Consider the following 21,045-nt stretch of genomic DNA (forward strand, 5'->3'; position numbering starts at 1 on the left):
GTGGTTAACCCTTTGTCACCAGGGTTCGGGGTTTTGCGTGTAAGCGATATAGAGCGGATGCTTGGGGTGGCCGTCCTTGGTAAGCCCAAGGTGGTACATCGGCTGACCGGTGTCGCGCAGCAGGGTTTCGACGGCGGTGCCTCGATCCAAATGCGCGCCATGGGTGCCCCAGGCAGCGATGACCTGATCGGCCCAGTCCACGCCATTCAGAATGGCCATGTCATTCTCAGGCCCCACCGGATCGGCAGCGGCCCGCATCTTGCGTGGATCAGTATCGCGCCATGCAAAGATATTGGTGACCTGAAACGCGCCGAACCCCAGCGCGCGCGCCCGGCGTTCGCAGCGTTCCACCGTGGGATCGTTCTGCACTTCGGTCGCGGTGGACGGATTCAGCATCACAAACAGCGCCTTGCGCCCGGCCGGATCCCAGATGCGCGTCAGGCTATAGCGGTATCTCTCGCAATCTGAATAAACAGCGGTCGAGGGCGCGTCGCCCTTGGTATGTGTGCGCGTGATCATGGGTTTCGACTAGCACGCAGATTACGTGACGAACACCCGGCTGGGATGCAATTCGCCGGATTTATAGATGCCGACCGCCACCGCCTGACCATCCAGCGAGGCCCAGGCCTCATCCCCGTATTCCACATCGGACGCCAGAACCATACCAGGGTTGCCGTTACGCAGACGGGTCGCACCTTCGGGGGTGCATTTCAGTTCGGGCAGGTCCGATAGGCCAGTTTCCAGCGGGTGCAGGTAATCATCCAGCGCGGTGGTTTTGGCCATCTCGTCGATCTGTTCAATGCTCAGTCCGTCTTTGGTCTCGAACGGGCCGGACCAGATACGGCGCAGCTCGCGGACATGGCCGTAGCATCCCAGCGCCGCGCCCAGATCACGCGCGATCGATCGGACATAACCACCCTTGCCGCAGGTCATTTCCAGCATGACGTGGTCGTCGTCGGGGCGGTCGACTAGAACCAGTTCCTCGACCCACAGAGGGCGCGCAGCGAGTTCCACATCCTCGCCATCGCGAGCCAGCTTATAGGCACGTTGCCCGTCGATCTTCACCGCCGAGAATTTCGGCGGAACTTGCATGATCTCACCGATAAAGGGCGCGAGGGCTTCTTTGATCTGTTCATCCGAGGGGCGCGTATCGCTGCTTGCGATCACCTCGCCCTCGGCATCATCGGTATTGGTGGCCTGACCCAGACGCACGGTGAAGGTATAGGCCTTCAAAGCGTCGGTGATATAGGGAACGGTTTTGGTCGCCTCACCCAAAGCCACGGCCAGAACGCCGGTGGCCTCGGGGTCCAGCGTGCCCGCATGGCCCGCCTTCTTTGCGTCCATTGCCCAGCGCACCTTGTTGACCACGGCGGTCGAGGTCATGCCCGCGGGCTTGTCCACCACCAGCCAACCGGAAATGTCGCGACCCTTGCGTTTGCGTCCCATTGTGCACCTTGTTCTATGCCGAGGCGCGCGAGTTAGCGGATCGGTCTGGCCCTGTCAATTTCAGGGCGTGTCTTCAACCACACCGACAATCGGCCCCAGCGAGAACCCGACATCGGATCTGCTGTTCGCCCGGTCATACATGCGAGAGATATTGCCGTCGAAGAACAGCGCATTCGGCGTTTCCAGCACATCGCGGAACAGGCTGCCGAATTGGTGGAAGGTGACGTAATCCTCGGAAATGGCGAACACCGCGCGGGTGCCATCGGCGCTGGTGCCCACGCCATTGCGCACATAAACCGACGTCGAATCAGGCAGGAACCTTGGGTGCAGCTCTCCGTCGATGACAAGCATCGGGCCGGATTGGCTGGCAAAGCGACATTCGAGGGCCTGATCAATAAACTCGAGCGTCTCATACACGTCGGCGCGGCCCTCACGGATGCAGAACACCCCGTTGGGCAGAAGGCCGAAGTTTCCGGGACCGGGGTTCGGGATCACACGCATCTGCTCCTGCCCGTCCTCGACATAATGGCCGACGGGCGAGCGGTCGTCGTGATACATGCCTGCGTTCATCGCAAAGGCCAGACGCTTGCCAACGGGCTCCAGCGCCTCATTCACCGCCGAGAAATGCCCTAGCAGGTCGCCATTCTCGTCATTGAGGAACAAGCGCATGTCCTCATTCGCGGCATCCACCTCGCAGACAGTGTAGCGTTTGTTACTATGCGTGACCTTTTCGCATGTCACTGCCCCGGTTTGTGCCGCCCACAGGAAAGCGCCCAAAGTGACAAATGCCCGGATCACTCGTCGAGATCGCGGCGCACCGCGTCCTGATCGAACATGCGGCGGGTGTCATCCAAACGGTCGAATGTGTCATCCAGCCGGAATCGCAGATCGGGGGAGAATTTTAGCCCGACCTTTTTACCAACCATGCGCCGCAGCTCGTGTTTGTTGCGGGCCAGCAGTTCGATTACATCCTCCTGCCCTTTGCCGCCCAGGGGCAGCACAAAGGCGGTGGCGATCTTCAGATCGGGTGAGGTGCGCACCTCACCCACGGTGATTGACATGCGATTCAGGTCGGGATCGTGGACATCTCCGCGCGCCAGAACCTCGGACAGGGTGCGGCGGATCAGTTCGCCGACACGCAGCTGTCGTTGGGACGGGCCGGGGCCATCGTGGAATTTGTTCTTAGCCATATCCCCGATCTAAGCGCAAAGCGGGGCTTTGCCAAGCGGGTGCGAACCGGGTAGGAGGCTTTGAGCCAATCAATGCGAAAGGACCAGCGCAATGACCCATATTCCGGGGATCGTCATCACAGGGGCTTCGGGCCGTATGGGTCAGATGTTGATCAGGACCGTGACCGACAGTGATCAGGCCCGCCTGGTCGGCGTGGTCGAGCGCACGGGTCATGATTGGGTTGGGCAGGATGTGGGCGTGGCCATGGGCGGTGCAGCGCTGGGCGTTACGGTGACCGACGATCCGCTGGAGGCCTTTGCCCAGGCGCAGGCCGTGATTGATTTCACCGCACCCGAGGCGACGCTGGAATTCGCCGCGTTGGCGGCGCAGGCGCGCTGTGTGCATGTGATCGGCACTACCGGGATGAGTGACGAGCAGATTGCCGCTTTGGAGCCGGCCTCACGTCATGCGGTGATCGTGCGGGCGGGAAATATGAGCCTGGGTGTGAACCTGCTGGTACAGCTGACCAAAAAGGTCGCTGCCGCGTTGGATGAAGATTTCGATATCGAGGTGATCGAAGGGCATCACCACCACAAGGTCGATGCGCCCTCGGGCACCGCGCTGATGCTGGGCGAGGCCGCTGCCGAAGGGCGTGGTGTAGATCTGGCTGAGGTGTCCGATCGGGGCCGCGATGGTATGACCGGCGCGCGCAAACGGGGCGATATCGGGTTCCATGCCATTCGCGGCGGCGACATCGTGGGTGAGCATGACGTGCTATTCGCGGCACCGGGCGAACGCATCGTGCTGCGCCACCTGGCCACTGACCGCGCCATTTTCGCGCGCGGCGCCCTGAAAGCCGCACTTTGGGGGCAGGGTAAAGCGCCTGGCCAATATGACATGGTGGACGTTCTGGGGCTTTGACACCGCCCGGGAGCCGACAGACCGACTACAACTCTCGGATCTTATCTGCGCGCAAAGGGCAGGCGAGATAGACGCCGAATTCTTTGCCGATATCCGCACTGACCCGCGCGTGAACCTTGCCCTGCCGATCCAGAAAACGCTGATTGTCCTCGACCGGGAATATCCCCTCGTGCCAGATGCCAGGATGGATATACAGCCCGCGTGACCCATCACACCAAAAGGCCACCACTTTTTCCGGTGTCAGATTGTCGCCCGGCAATGCGGCAGGGATGATGAAAGGCTTGTTGTCGATCGGCCAGAACATCTGTCCGCCATCGGGGTGATAGTTCATGTGCCAAAGCAGAACTTGATCACGCGGAGCAGTTTGCCGGTTGGCGTTGGCCTGTTGCGGATCAGTGGACCAGCCGAGGACATAGTGGCCGTTGACCGCTTCGTTCTCGCCGTAAAGGACGTCCCCTTTCCACTCACCATGAAATGTGCCTTCGACCCAACCGGCTTCATCGCCGGTACCTTCGTCGATGGACCGCCAACCCTGTTGCGGCCAACGGACGATTTCAATTTCGAATTCGGGGTCGTCGACCAGACAGCCATAGTCCTTGACCGACTTGTCTGTAGCACGGATCAGGGGGACCTCGTGCCAAGGCAGGGAGGGTTTGGTGTTGGCCTCAAAAATGTATTCTGGGGCGTTCATGTGAGCTCCTGATATTTTTCGACCATTCGCTGCACCATCGGCGCAAAATGGTTGAAACCGGGGGTTTCCATGTCTGCACGTTTACCTGCTTCGTCCAGATAACGCACCTGAATGATCTCTTTCAGGTTCGGGTTCTGCTCGAATTCGGCAACTTCTCTGGCACTCATCGGCCCGCCTTGCAGTTCCAGTGTATGAACCGAAGCCGTGGACAGGCGGTTGAAATATTCGGGCTTGGTAGCGCAAAGATACCGTTTGGCCGCCACGTGATAGCGGCAGCAATCGGTGATAACTGACGGAAAGAACTGTTCCAGCACCTCGGCGCCTGCATCTTCGTGATGGCGGTCTTCGGTGTCGTCGGGGTGGTACGTGCCGAATTCGGATGTGAAATGACCGATATCATGCAGCAATGCCCCTACGATGATCTCTTCGGGCATGCCGTTCTGTTCGGCAATGGTCGCGCCCTGCAGCATGTGTTCTGCCATGGTGACGGGTTCGCCCAGATATTCCTCGCCGCCGCGGCGGTCAAAGATATCCCCGATGAAGGCCACGATATTGTCGGGGGTCAGGGTCGAGAAATCAGGTTTCATTCCGCCGCCTCCAGTGTCGCCAGTTCCATCGCCGCCAGGGTTGACAGTAAGCCGTCCTTGTCGGCGTAGCAGCCTTGCAACCACCGCGATCCGGCGCCGGAATAGCCCAGACGCGCGTGCAGGACGCGGGTGTTGTCAACGATGAAGCTTTCACCCGGCTCCAGCTTGAACGACACGCCCATGGCCGGATCGTCGATTATCTCACCCAACTGGCGATAGGCGGCGTAATAGGCCTCCATCAGATCGAAAGGGATGTCCACAAACGGAGCCGACGAGCGGTTGTTAAAGCGGATACCGATCAACTCGCCATCGGGCGATAGCTCAATCATTGGGCGGCGCGACCGCAGGCAGACCCCGTCCGAGCCCTTGTATTCGAACCGCGCCGGGAAACCTGCCAACAGGGCAAATCCATCGGGGTTCTGATCGCGCAGTTTCTCCGCCGCGCGGAACCCGTCCACAACAATGGAATCTCCACCCTCGGCGCTGTTCTCCAGGCAGTAGAGGATCTGCAATGTCGGTACCGGGTCGCGATAGGGGTTGTCCGTGTGCGCCTGAAGGCCAAGCCCTGTAAATGCCAGGTTGGTCGGGTTCACCTCGGTTCGAACCTCGAAATAGGGGCCATAGTTGGTCTGACGGACGTATCCGAACAGATCGGCCACCTTCAACAGAGATTCCGGTTCGGTCGGGCCGCTGGTCAGTTTGGCAAACCCGTATTCGGCGACCATTGCCAGCCAGCCGCGCTTGGCTGCGGGGTTGGCGTGGACGTCGCTCCAGTCAGCGCTGGGCGCGTCGAGCCCTTGCTCCCAGGTGGTGATCCCGGGCGCGGTGCGGCCAAAGGTGCGGCTGTCCTCTTGGTCATAGCTATGCGCAGCCAGCCAATCAGCGGGGAAAGTGACAGTCTTGTTTTCGGGTTGAAATGTGACTGTGAGGTCGCCGTTGGCCACTGAGGCAGCGCTGACCATGGTATCGGCGGGGATATCGCCAATGGTGATCAGGCGCTGTCCGTTGCCCGGTGCCCGTGTGTCAGGATCAAGCGCGTTGTCGCGTAGCCAGATGGCGTGAAAGCGGGTACTTGGGCCTGTATCGAATTCCACGGTGACGATTGACGGAGTATGGGTGGCAGAGCGCAGCATGGGGTTTCTCCTGTTCGCGCGGGCTTTGCTTGAGGATATACGCCCCCTATGGCATTACGACAATTAATCCTTGTTGCTGCTGAGGCCTGGAAAATCTTATGGATAAAAAGAAGATCGGCTTGCCCCCGCTAGACTGGTTGCGCGTATTCGAAGCGGCGGGGCGGTTGGGTGGATTCTCGGCAGCGGCGCGCGAGTTTGGGCTAACACAGGCTGCCGTCAGTCAGCGCATCGGCAACCTTGAGGCCTGGTTGGGCCGCACGCTGTTTGTGCGCGAGGCGCGCGGTGTATCGCTGACCGTCGAGGGCGAAAGCTATCTACCGCTGGTTCAGGACAGCTTGCAGGCGCTCGAGCGCAATACCGAAGACCTTTTCGGAAAATCCCCGCGCGAATTGCGGGTGGCTGGCCTGTCTTCCCATATTAAGGCCCTCGTCATACCCGCTCTTGCACGTTTTCACGTCCTGCGCCCCAAAGTGCGGGTGCTGACAGATTCTGTAGCGCGACGGTCTTCGCTGGATGAAGAGAGGACTTGGCTTCAAATCCGCTATGGGCGTGGGGCGTGGCCCGGGCGCGATGCCGAACTGATTGCGGCCGAAGTGCTAGTGCCGATGGCAGCGCCGGGTGTGGATTGGTCCGCGCCCTTGATTGATCTGCGCGGTGAAAGGCCCGGCTGGCGTGATTGGGCGAAAAACACCACTCAGACCGACCTGCCGCCTTCGAAAATCAGCTTTGATTCGATGGAACACGCGATTTCCGCGGCCCGGCAGGGTTTGGGCGTTGTGTTGGGATCCATGCCCTTGGCGCAATCGGACTTGCGAGCGGGACGGTTGCGTCGACTGGATTTGCCCGAATTGAACGCAAAAGATGGCTATTGGCTGACTTGGCCCGAAGAGCGTGCGAAATCCAATAAGCAACGGGCGCTCATCGCGGATTTTCTGCAGGCCCTGTGCGGGGACTGATCAGAAATCTATCGCGATGCCTTTCTTTTCCCAATCGCCATAACGTGCAGGATCGGGGCCGTCGCGTCCGCCCAGCTCTTTGGGTTGCGATTTTGCGTCGGCTTCGGCCTTGCGGCGACGGTCCTCCGCCTCGGCCAGCGCGCGTTGTGCGGCAGGCGGCAGGTCTTTGGGCTCGTCATTCATGACATCGGGTTCCTTTCAGTGCATTGGCTTGATATACGCCCCCGTCCGCCCTTGGCAATGCGGACGAGGGTCACATCAAAGGCGATTCAATGTCCGATAACGCAACGGCCGCGCGACGCAGCGCAATCTACCTTCTGGATCAGATCTTGGGTGAGGGGCGGCTGATGTCAGAATGTCTGGCTGCAGGTGCGCTGGAGCGATTGGCACCAGAAGATCGGGCGCGGGCACAGCGGCTGGCGTTGCAAACGCTGCGTGGGCTCGAACGCGCCGACCGTCTGTTGGACAATCACCTGAACCGCACCCCCGCCCTGACCGTGCATAATGCCCTGCGTCTGGGAGCGGTTGAGCTGTGCCATGGCGAGGCAGCGCATGGCGTCGTAAATTCCATGGTTGAGATTGTCGGTCGCTCGCGCAAGCATGGGCGGCTCAAGGGGTTGGTGAACGCGGTTCTGCGCAAGGTCGCGGCGGAAGGGCCAGAGGCTTGGCCGAAAATGCGCGTGCCGCGCCTACCCGAGTGGCTGCGCGATCCGTTGATCATGGCCTGGGGTGCCGAGGCCGTGACCGGCATGGAGCTGGCGCATTTCGAGGGCGCGCCGCTGGATCTTTCGGTCAAGCCAGGGGCAACTGCGCCGGGTGAGGAACTGCCGACCGGATCAATGCGGATAAAGGATGCCGGGCAGGTTTCGGCCCTGCCGGGATATGATCGCGGCGATTGGTGGGTTCAGGATGCCGCCGCCGCGCTGCCCGCCCGTGTTCTGGCACCCAAGGCCGGAGAGAAAATTCTGGACCTATGCGCCGCGCCCGGCGGCAAGACGCTGCAGCTGGCGGCTGCGGGGGCGGATGTAACCGCACTCGATATCTCGGAATCGCGGCTGGAACGGGTGCGCGAGAACCTGACGCGCACCGGGCTGAAGGGCGAAGTCATCGCAGGCGACGCGCTGGAACACCAGGGCCAGTATGACGCCATCCTGCTGGACGCGCCCTGTTCTGCAACCGGCACGATCCGCCGCCATTCCGATCTGCCCTTTGCCAAGGATGGTTCGGAATTCGGCGCACTGATCGAGCTGCAAACGCAGATGCTTGCCCATGCCTGGACCTTGCTGAAACCCGGCGGGCGGCTGGTATACTGCACCTGTTCCCTGCTGCCGGATGAGGGCGAGGTGCAGGTCGAAGAGGCGCTGCAGATGTATCCGGACATGCAGGTGGACCGGGCCGCTTTGCAGGTCGCAGGGATCGAAACCAGCTGGATCACGGAAGAGGGCGGTTTGCGTCTGCGGCCTGACTATTGGCCGGGCACGGGCGGCATGGACGGGTTCTATATCGCCTGTCTGACGAAATCGACCTAAAGGCACGCTTTTCGATGACTTGACGATTGCTCCGGTCTATCGTTGGGTCTCAGGCGCCAGCAGAGCGCAAGGGGCAGAGTAACGAGCGTCATGTCAAATTCGGACACCATGGCAAACCGATGGTCGCGGTTTCAGAACCGGCTTTATGCGCGGCTCAGTCAGCGGCGCAAGGCCGTTACCGGATTTGTGGGCGATCCGGAACCACGCACGGTTGGATCATTTGCGCGCGGGCGTCAGTTGGTGGCTGGGAACCTGCTGTTCTCGGGCTATCTTGTTGAGGCGCAGGATACAGGCTTATGGGATGTCACCGCGCCCAGCACCGGATTCGATGATGAACGCCACGGTTTTGCCTGGCTGGATGATCTGGCGGCTGTTGGCGACATCCGGGCGCGCGAAAAGGCGCAACGCTGGGTCTGGGGCTGGATCGAAGCACATGGGCGCGGGCACGGGCCCGGTTGGGCACCTGATCTGACAGGCCGGCGAGTGATGCGTTGGATCAATCACGCGATCTTTTTGCTGCGCGGTGTGGATGAGCAACAAAGCAAGGTCTTTTTCAGTTCGCTATCTCAGCAGGCCTGGTTCCTGTCGAAACGCTGGCATGCTGCGACGCCTGGCCTGCCCCGGTTCGAGGCGCTAGCCGGTCTGGTGCAGGCTGGTTTGGCTTTGGAAGGGCTTGAGCAGATGGCAGAGCCCGCCCTGCGCGCTCTGGCGCGGGAATGTGACAGTCAGATAGATCAAAAAGGTGGTATCTCCACGCGCAACCCCGAGGAGCTGCTGGAAGTCTTCACGCTGCTCGCCTGGACATCGGCAGCACTTAGCGATTTGGGGCGGGGTACACCTGGGGCGCAGGCGAATGCGATTAAACGGATGGCCCCGACCATGCGTAATCTGCGTCATTCGGATGGTGCACTGGCCCGTTTCCACGGGGGCGGGCGCGGGGTCGAGGGTCGTCTGGATCAGGCTCTGGCGCAAAGCGGCGTCAGACCGCAGAGCGAGAACGGCCTGTCCATGGGATTTGCCCGTCTCTATGCGGCAAGGACCAGTGTGATAATTGACGCCAGTTCGCCGCCCAAAGGGGATGCGTCATATAACGCACATGCGTCGACCTTGGCGTTCGAGCTGACCTCGGGCCGCCGACCTCTGATTGTGAATTGTGGGTCTGGGGAAACCTTTGGGCTGGAATGGCGTCGGGCCGGGCGCGCCACGCCGTCGCATTCGACACTTTGTCTTGACGGCTTTTCAAGTGCGCGTCTGACCTCAGCTGTTCCTGGTACGGAACGTGAAGGGCTGGTCGACGCGCCAAAGGATGTTCCGGTCGAGTTCGAAGACGCGTTCGAGGGAACCCGGTTCATGGCCGGGCACGATGGCTATACCAAAGTGTTCGGCCTGACCCACGCCCGAACGTTCGAGCTGCGCTTTGACGGGCGGGAGCTGACCGGCGAAGATATTCTGCTTACCACAAGTGACAGGGCCAAGCGGCAATTTGACAAGGCGCTGGATGCGTCGAACCTGACTGGTATCGGCTTTGACATACGGTTCCATCTGCATCCGGACGTGGATGCGGCGATAGATTTGGGCGGTGCGGCGGTGTCCATGGCGCTCAAAAGCGGTGAGATTTGGGTGTTCCGCCATGATGGTGTGGGGAAATTGTCAATCGAGCCAAGTGTTTATCTTGAAAAGGGCCGTTTGAAGCCACGCGCGACAAAACAGATCGTTCTATCTGGCCGCGCAATGGAGTATGCGACGCGCATCCGGTGGACGTTGAGCAAGGCGCAGGATACAGCCTTTGCCGTGCGCGACCTGCACCGGGACGAGCCCGAGTTTGACTGACGCCAAAAGGACCTTTGGACCCATGACCGATCTTCACCCCGTGCGCCGCGCGTTGCTTTCCGTATCCGACAAGACCGGGCTGATCGAGCTGGGTAAGGCGCTGGCCGACCGCGGGGTCGAGTTGTTGTCGACCGGCGGCACAGCAAAAGCGTTGCGCGATGCGGGGTTGGAGGTGAAGGATGTCAGCGAGATCACCGGTTTCCCCGAGATGATGGATGGCCGGGTCAAAACGCTGCACCCGATGGTGCATGGCGGCTTGCTGGCCTTGCGTGACAATGACACCCATGTCGCCGCGATGAACGAACACGGCATCGACGCGATCGACCTGCTGGTAGTGAACCTCTATCCGTTCGAGGCGACCGTGGCTAAAGGCGCTGGCTATGACGAATGTATCGAGAATATCGACATCGGCGGCCCAGCGATGATCCGTGCCGCGTCCAAGAACCACGCGTTCGTCAATGTCGTGGTCGATGTCGAGGATTACTCGTCGCTGTTGGATCAGCTGGACGAGAATTATGGCAAGACCTCATATGGTTTCCGTCAATGGCTGGCCCAAAAGGCGTATGCGCGCACCGCTGCTTACGACACCGCCGTGTCGAACTGGATGGCCGATGCGCTGCTGCTTGAGGCCCCCAAACGCCGCGCTTTTGCGGGCGAGTTGAAACAGACACTGCGCTATGGCGAGAACAGCCATCAGACCGCTGCATTCTATACCGACGGTACCAACCGACCCGGTGTGGCGACCGCCCTTCAGCATCAGGGCAAGGAACTGAGCTATAACAACATCAACGACACTGATGCGGCGTTTGAGCTTGTTGCGGAATTCGATCCCGTCAAGAGTGCGGCCTGTGCCATCATCAAACATGCCAACCCGTGCGGCGTTGCGACAGGCGGCACGCTGCTGGACGCCTATAAGGCCGCGTTCGACTGTGACCGTACCTCGGCCTTTGGCGGGATCGTGGCCCTGAATCAGCCGCTGGACGCTGAAACCGCGCAGGAGATCACAGGGATTTTCACCGAGGTTGTGATCGCACCTGGCGCCTCGGATGAGGCCAAGGCGATCTTTGCCGCCAAGAAAAACCTGCGCCTTCTGACGACCGAAGGCCTGCCGGATGTGACCGCTGGTGGCAAAACCGTGCGTCAGGTCGCGGGCGGTCTGTTGGTGCAAGACAAGGATAACGGATTCGTCGGCATGGATGACCTGACGGTTGTCACCAAGAAGGCCCCGACGGATGAACAGATGCGCGACCTTCTGTTTGCCTGGAAGGTGGCAAAGCACGTGAAATCCAACGCCATCGTCTATGTTAAGGACGGCGCGACCGTGGGTGTCGGCGCTGGCCAGATGAGCCGCGTGGATTCGGCCCTGATCGCGGCCAAGAAGGCCGAGCGCATGGCCGATGTTTTAGGCCTGCCACAGCCGCTGACCATCGGCTCAGCGGTGGCGTCGGACGCGTTCTTCCCCTTTCCCGACGGTTTGATGGAGGCCGCAGAGGCCGGGGCCACCTGCGTGATTCAGCCTGGCGGCTCGATGCGAGATGACGACGTGATCGCCGCCGCAGATGAGGCCGGTCTGGCCATGGTCTTTACCGGCATGCGGCATTTCCGTCACTGATGCGTGCCCGATTGCTCCTCTGGGCGGCGCTGACCGCGTTTCTGATCGACCAGATCAGCAAGTACCTGGTCGTTCATGTGATGCGCGTGGCCGAAGGGCCGATCAGCGTTCTGCCGCCCTTTCTGGTGTTCAGATATGGCGAGAATCGCGGCATCAATTTCGGCCTGTTTCAGGGCAATGGCGACGCCGCGCGCTGGGCTCTGATCGGAGTTTCACTGGTGATTTCAGTGGGCGTGTTGATTTGGTTGATGCGCACGGCCCCCTCAAAGTTCATGTTGGTCTGTGGCGGCCTGCTGATCGGCGGTGCGATTGGCAATGTGGTGGACCGCGTGTTGTACGGATATGTGCTGGATTTTCTGAACATGTCCTGCTGTGGTTTCGACAACCCCTATGTGTTCAATCTGGCCGATGTATTCATATTCGCAGGTGCGTTCGGGTTGGTCCTGTTTGATAGGAAAAAGCCCTCGTGACGCGGGTTTGGAAATACGATAAAAGCGCCTGAAACAGGCTGGAGACTTTCATGCGGTTGCCGCGTTCCATATTTGTTGTGACTATGAGTCTTGCGGTTGCGGGATGTTCGGATATCGGTCTGCGCCACCTCGAGCCGCCGGGCCCGGGCCCGGACGAGTTTGCGATTTTGCCGGTCAAACCTCTGACCCAGCCCGAGAACTACAACTCCTTGCCCGCACCGACACCGGGTGGCACCAACCTGACCGATGCCAATCCCACAGGGGATGCTATTGCCGCGCTGGGCGGGAATCCGGCTGCTTCGAATCCAAATACCGCTGTGCCTGCCTCTGATGGCGCGCTTGTCACGGCCTCCAGCCGATATGGCGTTCCGTCAAATACACGGCAAGTCGTCAACCAAGAAGATGCGGATTTCCGCAAGCGTCAGGGGCGTTGGACCCGTCTGCGGCTGTTCAACGTAGACCGATATTCGCAGGTTTACCGTCGCTGGGCTATAGATCCGAACAAGCAAACCCAGGCTGCGCGGAACGCTGGGATCGAAACGCCATCGGCGCCGCCGGTCAATGAATAATTCTTAACTTTCCGTCATCGGGGTTGAACCCGGGCGGCACCACCGTAGTTTGAACACCAGAAACGAAACGGAGGATGCCCCATGGTTCGGGCTCTGGCACTGTCGGCTGCTCTGATCGCCGCCACCCCGGTTTTTGCCGAAGATGGGCACGAGGCGGTCACCACCTTTACGCTGGATAACGGTATGGACGTTGTCGTGATCGAGGATCACCGCGCCCCAGTCGTGCAGCACATGGTCTGGTATCGCGCCGGATCGGCGGATGAGCCGGTTGGTTCGTCCGGTGTGGCGCATTTTCTGGAACACCTGTTGTTCAAGGCCACCGACACGCTGGAGGCGGGCGAGTTTTCTGCCACCGTCGCGGCCAATGGCGGCAATGACAACGCGTTCACCTCGTATGATTACACCGCCTATTTTCAGCGTGTTGCTGCCGACCGGCTTGAGTTGATGATGCGGATGGAGTCAGACAGGATGCGCAATATCCGCCTGTCCGATGACGACATCGCCACCGAGCGCGACGTGATCCTGGAAGAGCGTAACCAGCGTACCGAAAACAACCCGCGCGCCCTGTTCGGTGAACAGGTCAGCGCGGCGCAATACCTCAACCACCGCTATGGTGTCCCCGTTATCGGTTGGAAACATGAGATGGAAACGCTGGACCTGGACGATGCACTGTCCTTCTATCAGATCCACTATTCGCCAAATAACGCCATCCTGGTGGTGACCGGCGATGTTGAGCCAGACGAGGTCAAATCCCTGGCCGAGCAATATTACGGGGTAATCCCGGCAAACCCGGACCTGCCCGAACGGGTGCGATCACAGGAGCCGCCACAAACCGCTGAACGCCGTCTGACCTTTAAGGATGCGCGCGTATCGCAGCCCTATGTTCAGCGCAGCTATCTTGCACCCGAACGGGACGCAGGTGCGCAGGAAAAAGCCGCCGCCCTGTTCCTTCTGGCTGAATTACTGGGAGGCAGCACGACGTCGTACCTGAATGAAAAACTGCAGTTCGAGCAGCAAAAGGTCGTCTATACCGGTGCGTTCTACCGAGGCGTGTCGCTTGACGATACCACATTTGATCTGCTGGTTGTTCCGGCCGAAGGCGTGTCGCTGCAAGAGGCCGAGGATGCGATGGATCAGGCCGTGACCGATTTCATCGCCGAAGGTGTGAACGAAGAGGATCTGGATCGGATCAAGATGCAGCTGCGCGCCGCGCAGACCTATGCGCGTGACAATGTGGACGGGATCGGCAATCGCTATGGCCGTGCCCTGACCAGCGGGCTGACGGTCGAAGATGTACAGGCTTGGCCTGATGTCCTGCAGGCGGTGACCGGTGATCAGATCATCGCCGCCGCGCGCGAGGTGCTGCAGCCTGAAACCTCGGTCACGGGCTGGCTGATGCGAGACGATGAGGTAACGCAATGAAGCGGATATTTGTAACTCTGATTGCTTTGGTCATCGCAGTTCCTGCATGGGCCGAGATCGAGATTGAAGAAGTCACCTCGCCGGGTGGCATCACCGCATGGCTGGTCGAGGATCACTCGATCCCCTTCACCGCCCTGGAGCTGCGGTTCCGCGGTGGCACGTCGCTGGACGACCCGACAAAGCGCGGCGCGGTGTATCTGATGAGCGGCCTGATCGAAGAAGGCGCTGGCGAAATGGATGCCCGTACCTATGCGCGCGAGCTGGAATCTCTGGCCGCGTCGTTCGGGTATAGCGCCTCAGACGATTCAGTGTCGATCTCGGCACAGTTTCTGACCGAAAACAGGGATGAGGTGATTGACCTGCTGCGGACCACGATTCACGAACCGCGTTTCGATCAGGATGCCGTAGACCGTGTTCGCGCTCAGGTTCTGTCGGGTCTGCGGTCAGATCAGACCAGCCCCAGTGACATTGCCGGGCGCAGCTTTGCGGAAATGGCCTATGGCGATCATCCCTACGGCTCCGAAGGCAAGGGCACGATCGAGAGTGTCAGCGCCTTGACCCGCGATGATGTGGTCACGGCATATGAGAACGTGTTTACCAAGGATCGTCTGTATGTAGGCGCGGTCGGCGATATCACCCCAGAGGAACTGGGCGCGGTGCTGGACGAGCTCTTGCTTGATCTGCCGGATACCGGCAAACCGATCCCTAAGCGGGCCGATGTGACGATCACTGGCGGAGTGAGCGTGATCGAGTTCGATACGCCGCAATCGGTGGCTCTGTTCGGCCATGCCGGGATCGACCGCGACGACCCGGATTTCTTTTCCGCCTATCTGTTGAACCATATTCTTGGCGGCGGGGGTTTCGAAAGCCGCCTGATGCAGGAAGTGCGCGAAAAACGCGGTCTGACCTATGGCGTGGCGACCTATCTGGTGCCAAAGGATCTGGCCTCTGTGTATCTTGGGTCGGTGTCCTCGGCCAATGACCGTATCGCCGAAGCCGTTGATGTGATCCGCAACGAATGGGCGCGCGCCGCATCCGAAGGGGTCACTCAGAAGGAGTTGGACGACGCCAAGACCTATCTGACCGGTGCCTATCCGCTGCGCTTTGATGGCAACAGCCAGATCGCTGGGATCATGGTGGGTATGCAGATGGAGGATTTGCCTATCGACTATATCGCCACACGCAATGACAAGGTGAATGCAGTGACGCTTGAGGATGTGAACCGGGTGGCCTCCGAACTGCTGGACCCAGATGGTTTACACTTTACCATCGTTGGCAAACCCGAAGGTCTGGACGGCTGACCATTAGGCCGCTGCAGGTCTTCTCTGGGCCTGCAGCGTGTGCTTGTTGCTGTTCAACAGCTTTTGCCGTGTATGTCGGAAATGCGCTGCTTTCAATGCATCGTCGATATGGCGGCTCCGCCGCAGCAAGCGCATCAGGCTGATATTGTCGAAGACCAGGCATTTGGTGGGTTCGGTGGCTATTACCGTGGCTGTGGCAGGCAGCCCAAGGCCAAAGGTCAGCTCTCCCAAAATCTCATCTTCTCCACATTGGTTGATGACCCGGCCGTTTTTCAGGATCGTGGTCCGCCCCTTTAAGACAAAGCCCAAAAAGTCGGTTGTCTTGCCTTCTTCGATCAGGATGTCACCGTTTTCATAGGTCTTGACGGCGGCGGTGTTCAACAGTTTCCGGGCTTGGTGGGGTTTCAGCGATTCAAGGTGCAGGGCAATGAACTGACGTTCGTCATCTGAAAACCGAAGCAGATGCCGGGACAGAAACCCGCGCAGCAGGCCCAGGATCGAGATCGAGATATAGGCCAGCTGAATGATCGAGCCCGCGAGGTTGAATTCTTCCGACATGCTGAACAGAACACATCCGGCTGCGGTGATCACAAGCAGGGGGTAGAGGCTGCCGTTGCCCCGGATGATCCCCATCTGCAGCAGAAAATAGCTGGTGATGTAGAGGCCCGCGCCAAAGACGCCGATCATCGTGGCGACCTGTACCAGTTCAGGAAACTCGTATGGAAAACTCAGCATGGACCGATCCAACCTTGTTAAGACTGGGTCCAAGCTGAGGGATAGTGGCGGCGCTGTATATGAACAATGTCACATGTTAATCATCGTTATGTTCATTCAATGATCACTCTATGCAGCAGCGCGCCATCTGTACCCGAACAAACTGTTTGCACCCCTGGGTTTTCCGGGGCTGGGGCCCTACTCGCCGTAGGGCACCCAGATGTTTTTAACCTCGGTCGCAGCCTGCAGGAAGCGGCGAGTCTGATCCTCGTGCCAGTCGGTTGCCATGGCGTTATTAACCCAACTCCGTTTCAAGTTCCCGGCCGAAGCCCGCTCGATCTCGGCCGACAGATCGGTAGACGAGAATGACCAGATCGCATCCACATTCAGATGCGAAGCCAGCGGCTTCGCCAGTTCCGTGTGGCTGCCAGTCAGGATGTTGACCACGCCAGCGGGCACGTCCGAGGTTTCGAGGATTTGGTAGAAATCCGTCGCCGCCAGCGGGTAAGGCTCGCTTGCCGCAAGAACCACCCGGTTGCCCATCGCAACAGCAGGCGCCATGGCCGAGACCAGACCCAGCAGCGGCGCCTCGTCAGCACAGAGCGCGCCGATCACGCCGACAGGTTCTTTCATGGCAATGGCCACGCCCCGGATCGGAACGCCGTGCACCTGGCCGTCATACTTGTCGGCCCAGGCAGCGGCGGTGAACAGGCGCTGGATCGCGGCTTCGACCTCTTTCGCACCGTCTTTCCTGCCGGTCATGGCATCAAGGCGCGCAGCGAATTCACCCGCGCGGGCCGAGAGGTTTTCGCCGATGTAATACAGAATCTGTGCCCGCAGATGGCCGGTGGTCTTGGACCAACCCTTGGCCCCCGCTGCGGCCTCGACCGCGTTGCGGACGTCTTTGCGGTTGGCCAGACCCACATGGCCCAGCAGTCCAGACTTGCCCCAGACGGGTTTCGAATATCCGCTGTCAGGACGGGCCTGTTTGCCGCCGACATACATTTTGGCAGTACGGTCAATCGGATCGACCGGGGCACCTTCGCCCATCGCGGCCTCGGCCTTGGCCAATGGTTTGCCTTTGCCTTTGGGCTTGGTGTAGGCGGTCAGACCTTCCCAGCCACCTTCGCGGCCAAAGCCGCTTTCGCGCACACCGCCGAACCCGGCTGCGGCATCGAACAGATTGGTGGAATTCACCCAGACAACGCCCGCGACGAGCTTCGGTGCGATATCCAGTGCAAGGTTCACGTTCTCGGTCCATACCGTCGCCGCCAGCCCGTAACGGGTGTTGTTGGCCAGCTCAACCGCCTCTTCCGGCGTACGGAAGGTCGAGGATACCAGCACCGGGCCAAAAATTTCCTCCTGCATCAGCTGATCGGAGGTTTCGAGGCCCGAGATCAGCGTTGGCGGGTAGAAACAGCCATTTTCGGGCAGCGCGCCGGCTGCCTGATAAACGTGACCCGCGGTGTTGCTGTCGACCATGCTCTTGATGGTCTGCAACTGGACCGGGTCGACCACAGCACCCACGTCGATGCATTTGTCCAATGGATCACCGATGCGCAGAGTGTCCATTCGGGCGCGCAGTTTCTCGTGGAACCGATCGGCGATGCCTTCCTGAACCAACAGACGCGAACCCGCGCAACAAACCTGACCCTGATTGAACCAGATCGCGTCGACCAGCCCTTCGATGGCGGAATCGATATCGGCGTCGTCAAAGACGATATAGGCGGACTTGCCGCCCAGCTCCAAAGTCAGCGCCTTACCCGAACCGGCGGTCGCCTCACGGATGCGCCGCCCCACTGCGGTTGAGCCGGTAAAGGCGATCTTGTCCACGTCCGAGGCCACGATCATCTCACCCACCGCGCCATCGCCCGTGACGATGTTGACCACACCCTTGGGCAGCCCGGCCTGTGAGCAGATATCGGCAAACAGCAGCGCGGTCAGAGAGGTATATTCGGCAGGTTTCAGAACGACCGTGTTACCCATGGCCAGCGCCGGAGCAATCTTCCAAGCCAGCATCAGCAGCGGGAAGTTCCAAGGAACGATTTGTCCACACACTCCCAGCGCTTCGGCGTTGGGTAGTTCGCTTTCCATCAACTGCGCCATGCCGGCGTGGTAGTAAAAGTGGCGCTGTACCAGAGGGATGTCGATGTCGCGCGATTCACGGATCGGCTTGCCGTTATCCAAGCTTTCCAGCACTGCAAACAGGCGCGAGTGCTTTTGCAGCAGGCGCGCGATGGCATAGAGGTAGCGCGCACGACCCGCACCGCCCATCTTCTCCCATTTTGGCTGCGCCTTGCGGGCGGCGGATACGGCGGCGTCGACATCGGCTTGCTTGGCTTGGGTCAGCCTGGCCAAAACCTCTCCGGTCGCCGGGTTGCGGCTGTCGAACCCCTTGCCCGGTTTGGTGAAGGCCCCGTCGATATAGTGACCAAATTTGTCACCCTGATCGACCAGCCAGGCCAGCGCTTCGGCTGAGCTTTCGGGGGCAGGGCCGTAATCCATGGTCTCGAAAATCTCTTTGACTGTCATTGTTTTCGTCCTCAGCCCATCGAGTGCCTGTAACCGGCGGAATAAGCACCCGTTACGAAATGTTCTAGCTGCCGTTCGATATCGCCCAACAGCGACGACGCGCCAAAGCGAAACAGGTCCGGCTCCAGCCAACGGTCGCCCAACTCATCCTTGATCAGCGACAGGTAAACTAGTGCGTCCTTGGCTTTGGAAATCCCGCCTGCGGGTTTATATCCGACACGATACCCGGTGCGGTCATAGTAATCGCGGATCGCCCGGATCATCACCAGCGACACGGGCAGCGTGGCGTTGACGCTTTCCTTACCGGTCGAAGTCTTGATGAAATCCGCCCCCGCCATAATGCAGACCAACGAGGCGCGCGCCACGTTGCGTAGGCTGCCCAGTTCGCCGGTTGCAAGGATGGCTTTGACATGCGCGTCGCCACAAGCCACGCGGAACGCTTTCATCTCGTCATACAAGGCCTGCCAGTTGCCCGACAGCACATGACGCCGAGAGATTACGATGTCGATTTCCTCGGCTCCGGCTTTGACGCTTTCTTCGATCTCGGCCACGCGCAGGTGGAACGGGGACAAGCCTGCAGGGAATCCGGTCGATACGGCGGCCACCGGAATCCCGGTGCCCTTCAGCGCATCCACAGCGGTTTCGATCATGTCGTGATAGACACAGACCGCGCCGGTGGTGATCGGTGGCATGTCCAACGCCTGAAGTGTTGCAGAAGCCACGGGTTGCCGCGCTTTGGCGCACAGGCGCCGGACACGGCCGACGGTATCGTCTCCCGATAGGGTGGTCAGGTCGATCAGGGTGATCGCCTTGAGCAGCCACGCCGCCTGGTAGTCCTTTTTCACCGAGCGCCGACCCGGCAGGGTGGCTGCGCGGCGCTCAACGGCCGAGGTGTTGACCTGTACGGCCCGCACCCAATCCAGATCAAGCTCCATTCCAGGGTTCCGGGGCTCGGTCACTTGCGGCAGATGCGCGGTGCGCACGGGGCTTTCTGAGCTCTGCGTTTCCATTTTCACATCCTTTGGGAGGTTTGTATCAAATTCGCACGGGTAAGATGCAAATGGAAGGCTATCCGGCATTGGAAGGGTAAATTTTTTGACCAAATGGACAAAATAGGCGTTTTCTTGCGAATAATTCTCAATAGCATTGACTTAGTTGCGAGCGGTTCTCATATTCATCTTAGCAAGATACCAATTCCGGGGTCTGATATGATTCGTCGTAGTTTCCTTGCAGCGCTGGCATTCGCCGCTGTATTCCCATTCTCGGCCTGGGCCGATGCGCCGCTGAAAGTGGTGGCCACGACCGGTATGATTGCCGATGCCGCCCGTCAGGTCGGAGGTGATCAGGTCGAGGTGAAGGGCCTTATGGGCCCCGGCGTCGACCCGCATGCCTATCGTCAGACCCGCAGTGATATCGTCGCTATGACCAGGTCCGATCTGATCCTGTGGCATGGTCTGTATCTTGAGGCGCAGATGGAAGAGTTCTTCCATGACCTAGGGCGTAAACGCATGGTCGTTGCGGTAGCCGAAGGCGTTGATAAGTCAAAGCTGCAAGCGCATGACAATTATGCTGACAAATACGATCCCCATCTTTGGATGAGCCCGGCCCTGTGGCGCGATGTCGTGGTCGAGGTGCAAAAAGCCCTGACACAAGCGCGCCCCGAGGCCGCGGACACCTTTGCGGCAAACGCAGAGGCCTTTCTTGCGCAGATCGCGGAACTGGAGACTTATGGCAAGCAAGTGCTTGCAGCGGTCCCGGAAAACAACCGTGTTCTGGTGACGGCACATGATGCCTTTGGGTATTTCGGTGCTGAATACGGGTACGATGTGCTTGGAATTCAGGGTATTTCAACCCAATCCGAGGCGGGACTGAACCGGATTAGCGAATTGGTCGATACGCTGGTTGACCGGCAACTGACGGCAGTTTTCGTGGAAAGCTCGGTCTCGGATCGGTCGATGCGTGCGCTGATCGAGGGCGCAGCGGCCAGGGGACATCAGGTCGAAGTCGGTGGACAGCTTTATTCGGACGCGATGGGCGAGCCCGGCACCTATGAGGGTACCTACATCGGGATGCTGGATCACAATATCACAGTAATCGCAGGCGCTCTGGGGGCTGATATTCCCAAAACTGGCATGAGCGGCAATCTGTCGGCGGGGTTTTAA

The 21,045-nt window shown here is 59.9% G+C and carries 21 protein-coding genes; 10 read left to right on the top strand and 11 right to left on the bottom strand.

Annotated features, from left to right (window positions below):
• Positions 1-15: 15 nt before the first annotated feature.
• Genes AC2FH6_RS15970 through rbfA form a run of 4 tightly spaced genes read right to left on the bottom strand, consistent with a single transcriptional unit; the run spans position 16 to position 2,636 of the window.
• Complete coding sequence (locus tag AC2FH6_RS15970) at positions 16-519, bottom strand: DUF1643 domain-containing protein (RefSeq protein WP_496693050.1); 504 nt, start codon at positions 517-519, stop codon at positions 16-18.
• Positions 520-540: 21 nt separating this feature from the next.
• Positions 541-1,446, bottom strand: coding sequence for a tRNA pseudouridine(55) synthase TruB (gene truB / locus AC2FH6_RS15975; protein WP_496703545.1), 906 nt, complete (start codon positions 1,444-1,446; stop codon positions 541-543).
• 60 nt (positions 1,447-1,506) lie between these two features.
• Positions 1,507-2,244: a phosphodiester glycosidase family protein gene (locus AC2FH6_RS15980; RefSeq protein ID WP_496703547.1), complete on the bottom strand. Its 738-nt coding sequence runs from the start codon at positions 2,242-2,244 to the stop codon at positions 1,507-1,509.
• On the bottom strand, positions 2,241-2,636 hold the full coding sequence (rbfA, locus tag AC2FH6_RS15985; RefSeq protein ID WP_142640024.1) for a 30S ribosome-binding factor RbfA: 396 nt from the start codon (positions 2,634-2,636) through the stop codon (positions 2,241-2,243). The genes AC2FH6_RS15980 and rbfA overlap by 4 nt, the downstream gene beginning before the upstream one ends.
• Before the next feature lie 91 nt (positions 2,637-2,727).
• Here rbfA and dapB point away from each other — a divergent pair, with 91 nt between their 5' ends.
• Positions 2,728-3,537 (top strand): 4-hydroxy-tetrahydrodipicolinate reductase, encoded by an 810-nt coding sequence (dapB, locus tag AC2FH6_RS15990; protein WP_142640026.1) that lies wholly within the window; start codon positions 2,728-2,730, stop codon positions 3,535-3,537.
• 25 nt (positions 3,538-3,562) lie between these two features.
• Here the strand turns inward: dapB and AC2FH6_RS15995 are convergent, their stop codons facing one another.
• Genes AC2FH6_RS15995 through tmpA form a run of 3 tightly spaced genes read right to left on the bottom strand, consistent with a single transcriptional unit; the run spans position 3,563 to position 5,948 of the window.
• Positions 3,563-4,228: an ureidoglycolate lyase gene (locus tag AC2FH6_RS15995; protein ID WP_496697748.1), complete on the bottom strand. Its 666-nt coding sequence runs from the start codon at positions 4,226-4,228 to the stop codon at positions 3,563-3,565.
• Positions 4,225-4,815, bottom strand: coding sequence for a (R)-1-hydroxy-2-trimethylaminoethylphosphonate oxygenase (tmpB, locus tag AC2FH6_RS16000; protein WP_496703549.1), 591 nt, complete (start codon positions 4,813-4,815; stop codon positions 4,225-4,227). Before tmpB ends, AC2FH6_RS15995 begins: the two co-directional genes overlap by 4 nt.
• Positions 4,812-5,948: a 2-trimethylaminoethylphosphonate dioxygenase gene (tmpA, locus tag AC2FH6_RS16005; RefSeq protein WP_496703550.1), complete on the bottom strand. Its 1,137-nt coding sequence runs from the start codon at positions 5,946-5,948 to the stop codon at positions 4,812-4,814. Before tmpA ends, tmpB begins: the two co-directional genes overlap by 4 nt.
• Before the next feature lie 98 nt (positions 5,949-6,046).
• Here tmpA and AC2FH6_RS16010 point away from each other — a divergent pair, with 98 nt between their 5' ends.
• Positions 6,047-6,904 carry a LysR family transcriptional regulator gene (locus AC2FH6_RS16010; protein ID WP_496703552.1) on the top strand — a complete coding sequence of 286 codons (858 nt, stop codon included), beginning with the start codon at positions 6,047-6,049 and terminating at the stop codon, positions 6,902-6,904.
• Here AC2FH6_RS16010 and AC2FH6_RS16015 read toward each other — a convergent pair whose 3' ends face one another.
• Positions 6,905-7,087, bottom strand: coding sequence for a DUF1674 domain-containing protein (locus AC2FH6_RS16015; RefSeq protein ID WP_496703553.1), 183 nt, complete (start codon positions 7,085-7,087; stop codon positions 6,905-6,907).
• An 89-nt stretch (positions 7,088-7,176) separates the two neighbouring features.
• Between AC2FH6_RS16015 and AC2FH6_RS16020 the strand changes: the two genes are divergently transcribed.
• The 7 genes from AC2FH6_RS16020 to AC2FH6_RS16050 all read left to right on the top strand — a co-directional run bounded on the left by AC2FH6_RS16020 (position 7,177) and on the right by AC2FH6_RS16050 (position 15,637).
• Positions 7,177-8,433, top strand: coding sequence for an RsmB/NOP family class I SAM-dependent RNA methyltransferase (locus AC2FH6_RS16020; RefSeq protein WP_271952129.1), 1,257 nt, complete (start codon positions 7,177-7,179; stop codon positions 8,431-8,433).
• A 90-nt stretch (positions 8,434-8,523) separates the two neighbouring features.
• Positions 8,524-10,263: a heparinase II/III family protein gene (locus tag AC2FH6_RS16025; protein WP_496693042.1), complete on the top strand. Its 1,740-nt coding sequence runs from the start codon at positions 8,524-8,526 to the stop codon at positions 10,261-10,263.
• A gap of 22 nt (positions 10,264-10,285) precedes the next feature.
• A complete protein-coding gene (gene purH / locus AC2FH6_RS16030) occupies positions 10,286-11,875 on the top strand; it encodes a bifunctional phosphoribosylaminoimidazolecarboxamide formyltransferase/IMP cyclohydrolase (protein ID WP_496703556.1) in 1,590 nt (529 codons plus the stop codon).
• The gene (gene lspA, locus AC2FH6_RS16035; protein WP_496703558.1) at positions 11,875-12,345 is read left to right on the top strand and encodes a signal peptidase II; all 471 of its coding nucleotides are present in this window, start codon (positions 11,875-11,877) and stop codon (positions 12,343-12,345) included. Before purH ends, lspA begins: the two co-directional genes overlap by 1 nt.
• A gap of 50 nt (positions 12,346-12,395) precedes the next feature.
• Complete coding sequence (locus tag AC2FH6_RS16040) at positions 12,396-12,914, top strand: DUF3035 domain-containing protein (protein ID WP_271952136.1); 519 nt, start codon at positions 12,396-12,398, stop codon at positions 12,912-12,914.
• An 81-nt stretch (positions 12,915-12,995) separates the two neighbouring features.
• Complete coding sequence (locus AC2FH6_RS16045) at positions 12,996-14,336, top strand: M16 family metallopeptidase (RefSeq protein ID WP_142640049.1); 1,341 nt, start codon at positions 12,996-12,998, stop codon at positions 14,334-14,336.
• Positions 14,333-15,637: a M16 family metallopeptidase gene (locus tag AC2FH6_RS16050; RefSeq protein ID WP_271952138.1), complete on the top strand. Its 1,305-nt coding sequence runs from the start codon at positions 14,333-14,335 to the stop codon at positions 15,635-15,637. Before AC2FH6_RS16045 ends, AC2FH6_RS16050 begins: the two co-directional genes overlap by 4 nt.
• Positions 15,638-15,640: 3 nt before the next feature.
• Here AC2FH6_RS16050 and AC2FH6_RS16055 read toward each other — a convergent pair whose 3' ends face one another.
• The 3 genes from AC2FH6_RS16055 to deoC all read right to left on the bottom strand — a co-directional run bounded on the left by AC2FH6_RS16055 (position 15,641) and on the right by deoC (position 19,893).
• Entirely contained in the window at positions 15,641-16,372 is a 732-nt protein-coding gene (locus AC2FH6_RS16055; protein ID WP_496703560.1) for a Crp/Fnr family transcriptional regulator, read from the bottom strand.
• A 177-nt stretch (positions 16,373-16,549) separates the two neighbouring features.
• Positions 16,550-18,883 (bottom strand): aldehyde dehydrogenase family protein, encoded by a 2,334-nt coding sequence (locus tag AC2FH6_RS16060; RefSeq protein ID WP_496703562.1) that lies wholly within the window; start codon positions 18,881-18,883, stop codon positions 16,550-16,552.
• An 11-nt stretch (positions 18,884-18,894) separates the two neighbouring features.
• Positions 18,895-19,893 (bottom strand): deoxyribose-phosphate aldolase, encoded by a 999-nt coding sequence (gene deoC, locus AC2FH6_RS16065; protein WP_496703564.1) that lies wholly within the window; start codon positions 19,891-19,893, stop codon positions 18,895-18,897.
• A gap of 198 nt (positions 19,894-20,091) precedes the next feature.
• On the opposite strand from deoC, the gene AC2FH6_RS16070 reads away from it, so the two are divergent.
• Positions 20,092-21,045, top strand: a complete 954-nt coding sequence (locus tag AC2FH6_RS16070) for a metal ABC transporter solute-binding protein, Zn/Mn family (protein WP_496703566.1) — start codon at positions 20,092-20,094, stop codon at positions 21,043-21,045.

The sequence above is a fragment of the Ruegeria sp. CDSC045 genome (genome assembly GCF_059610725.1).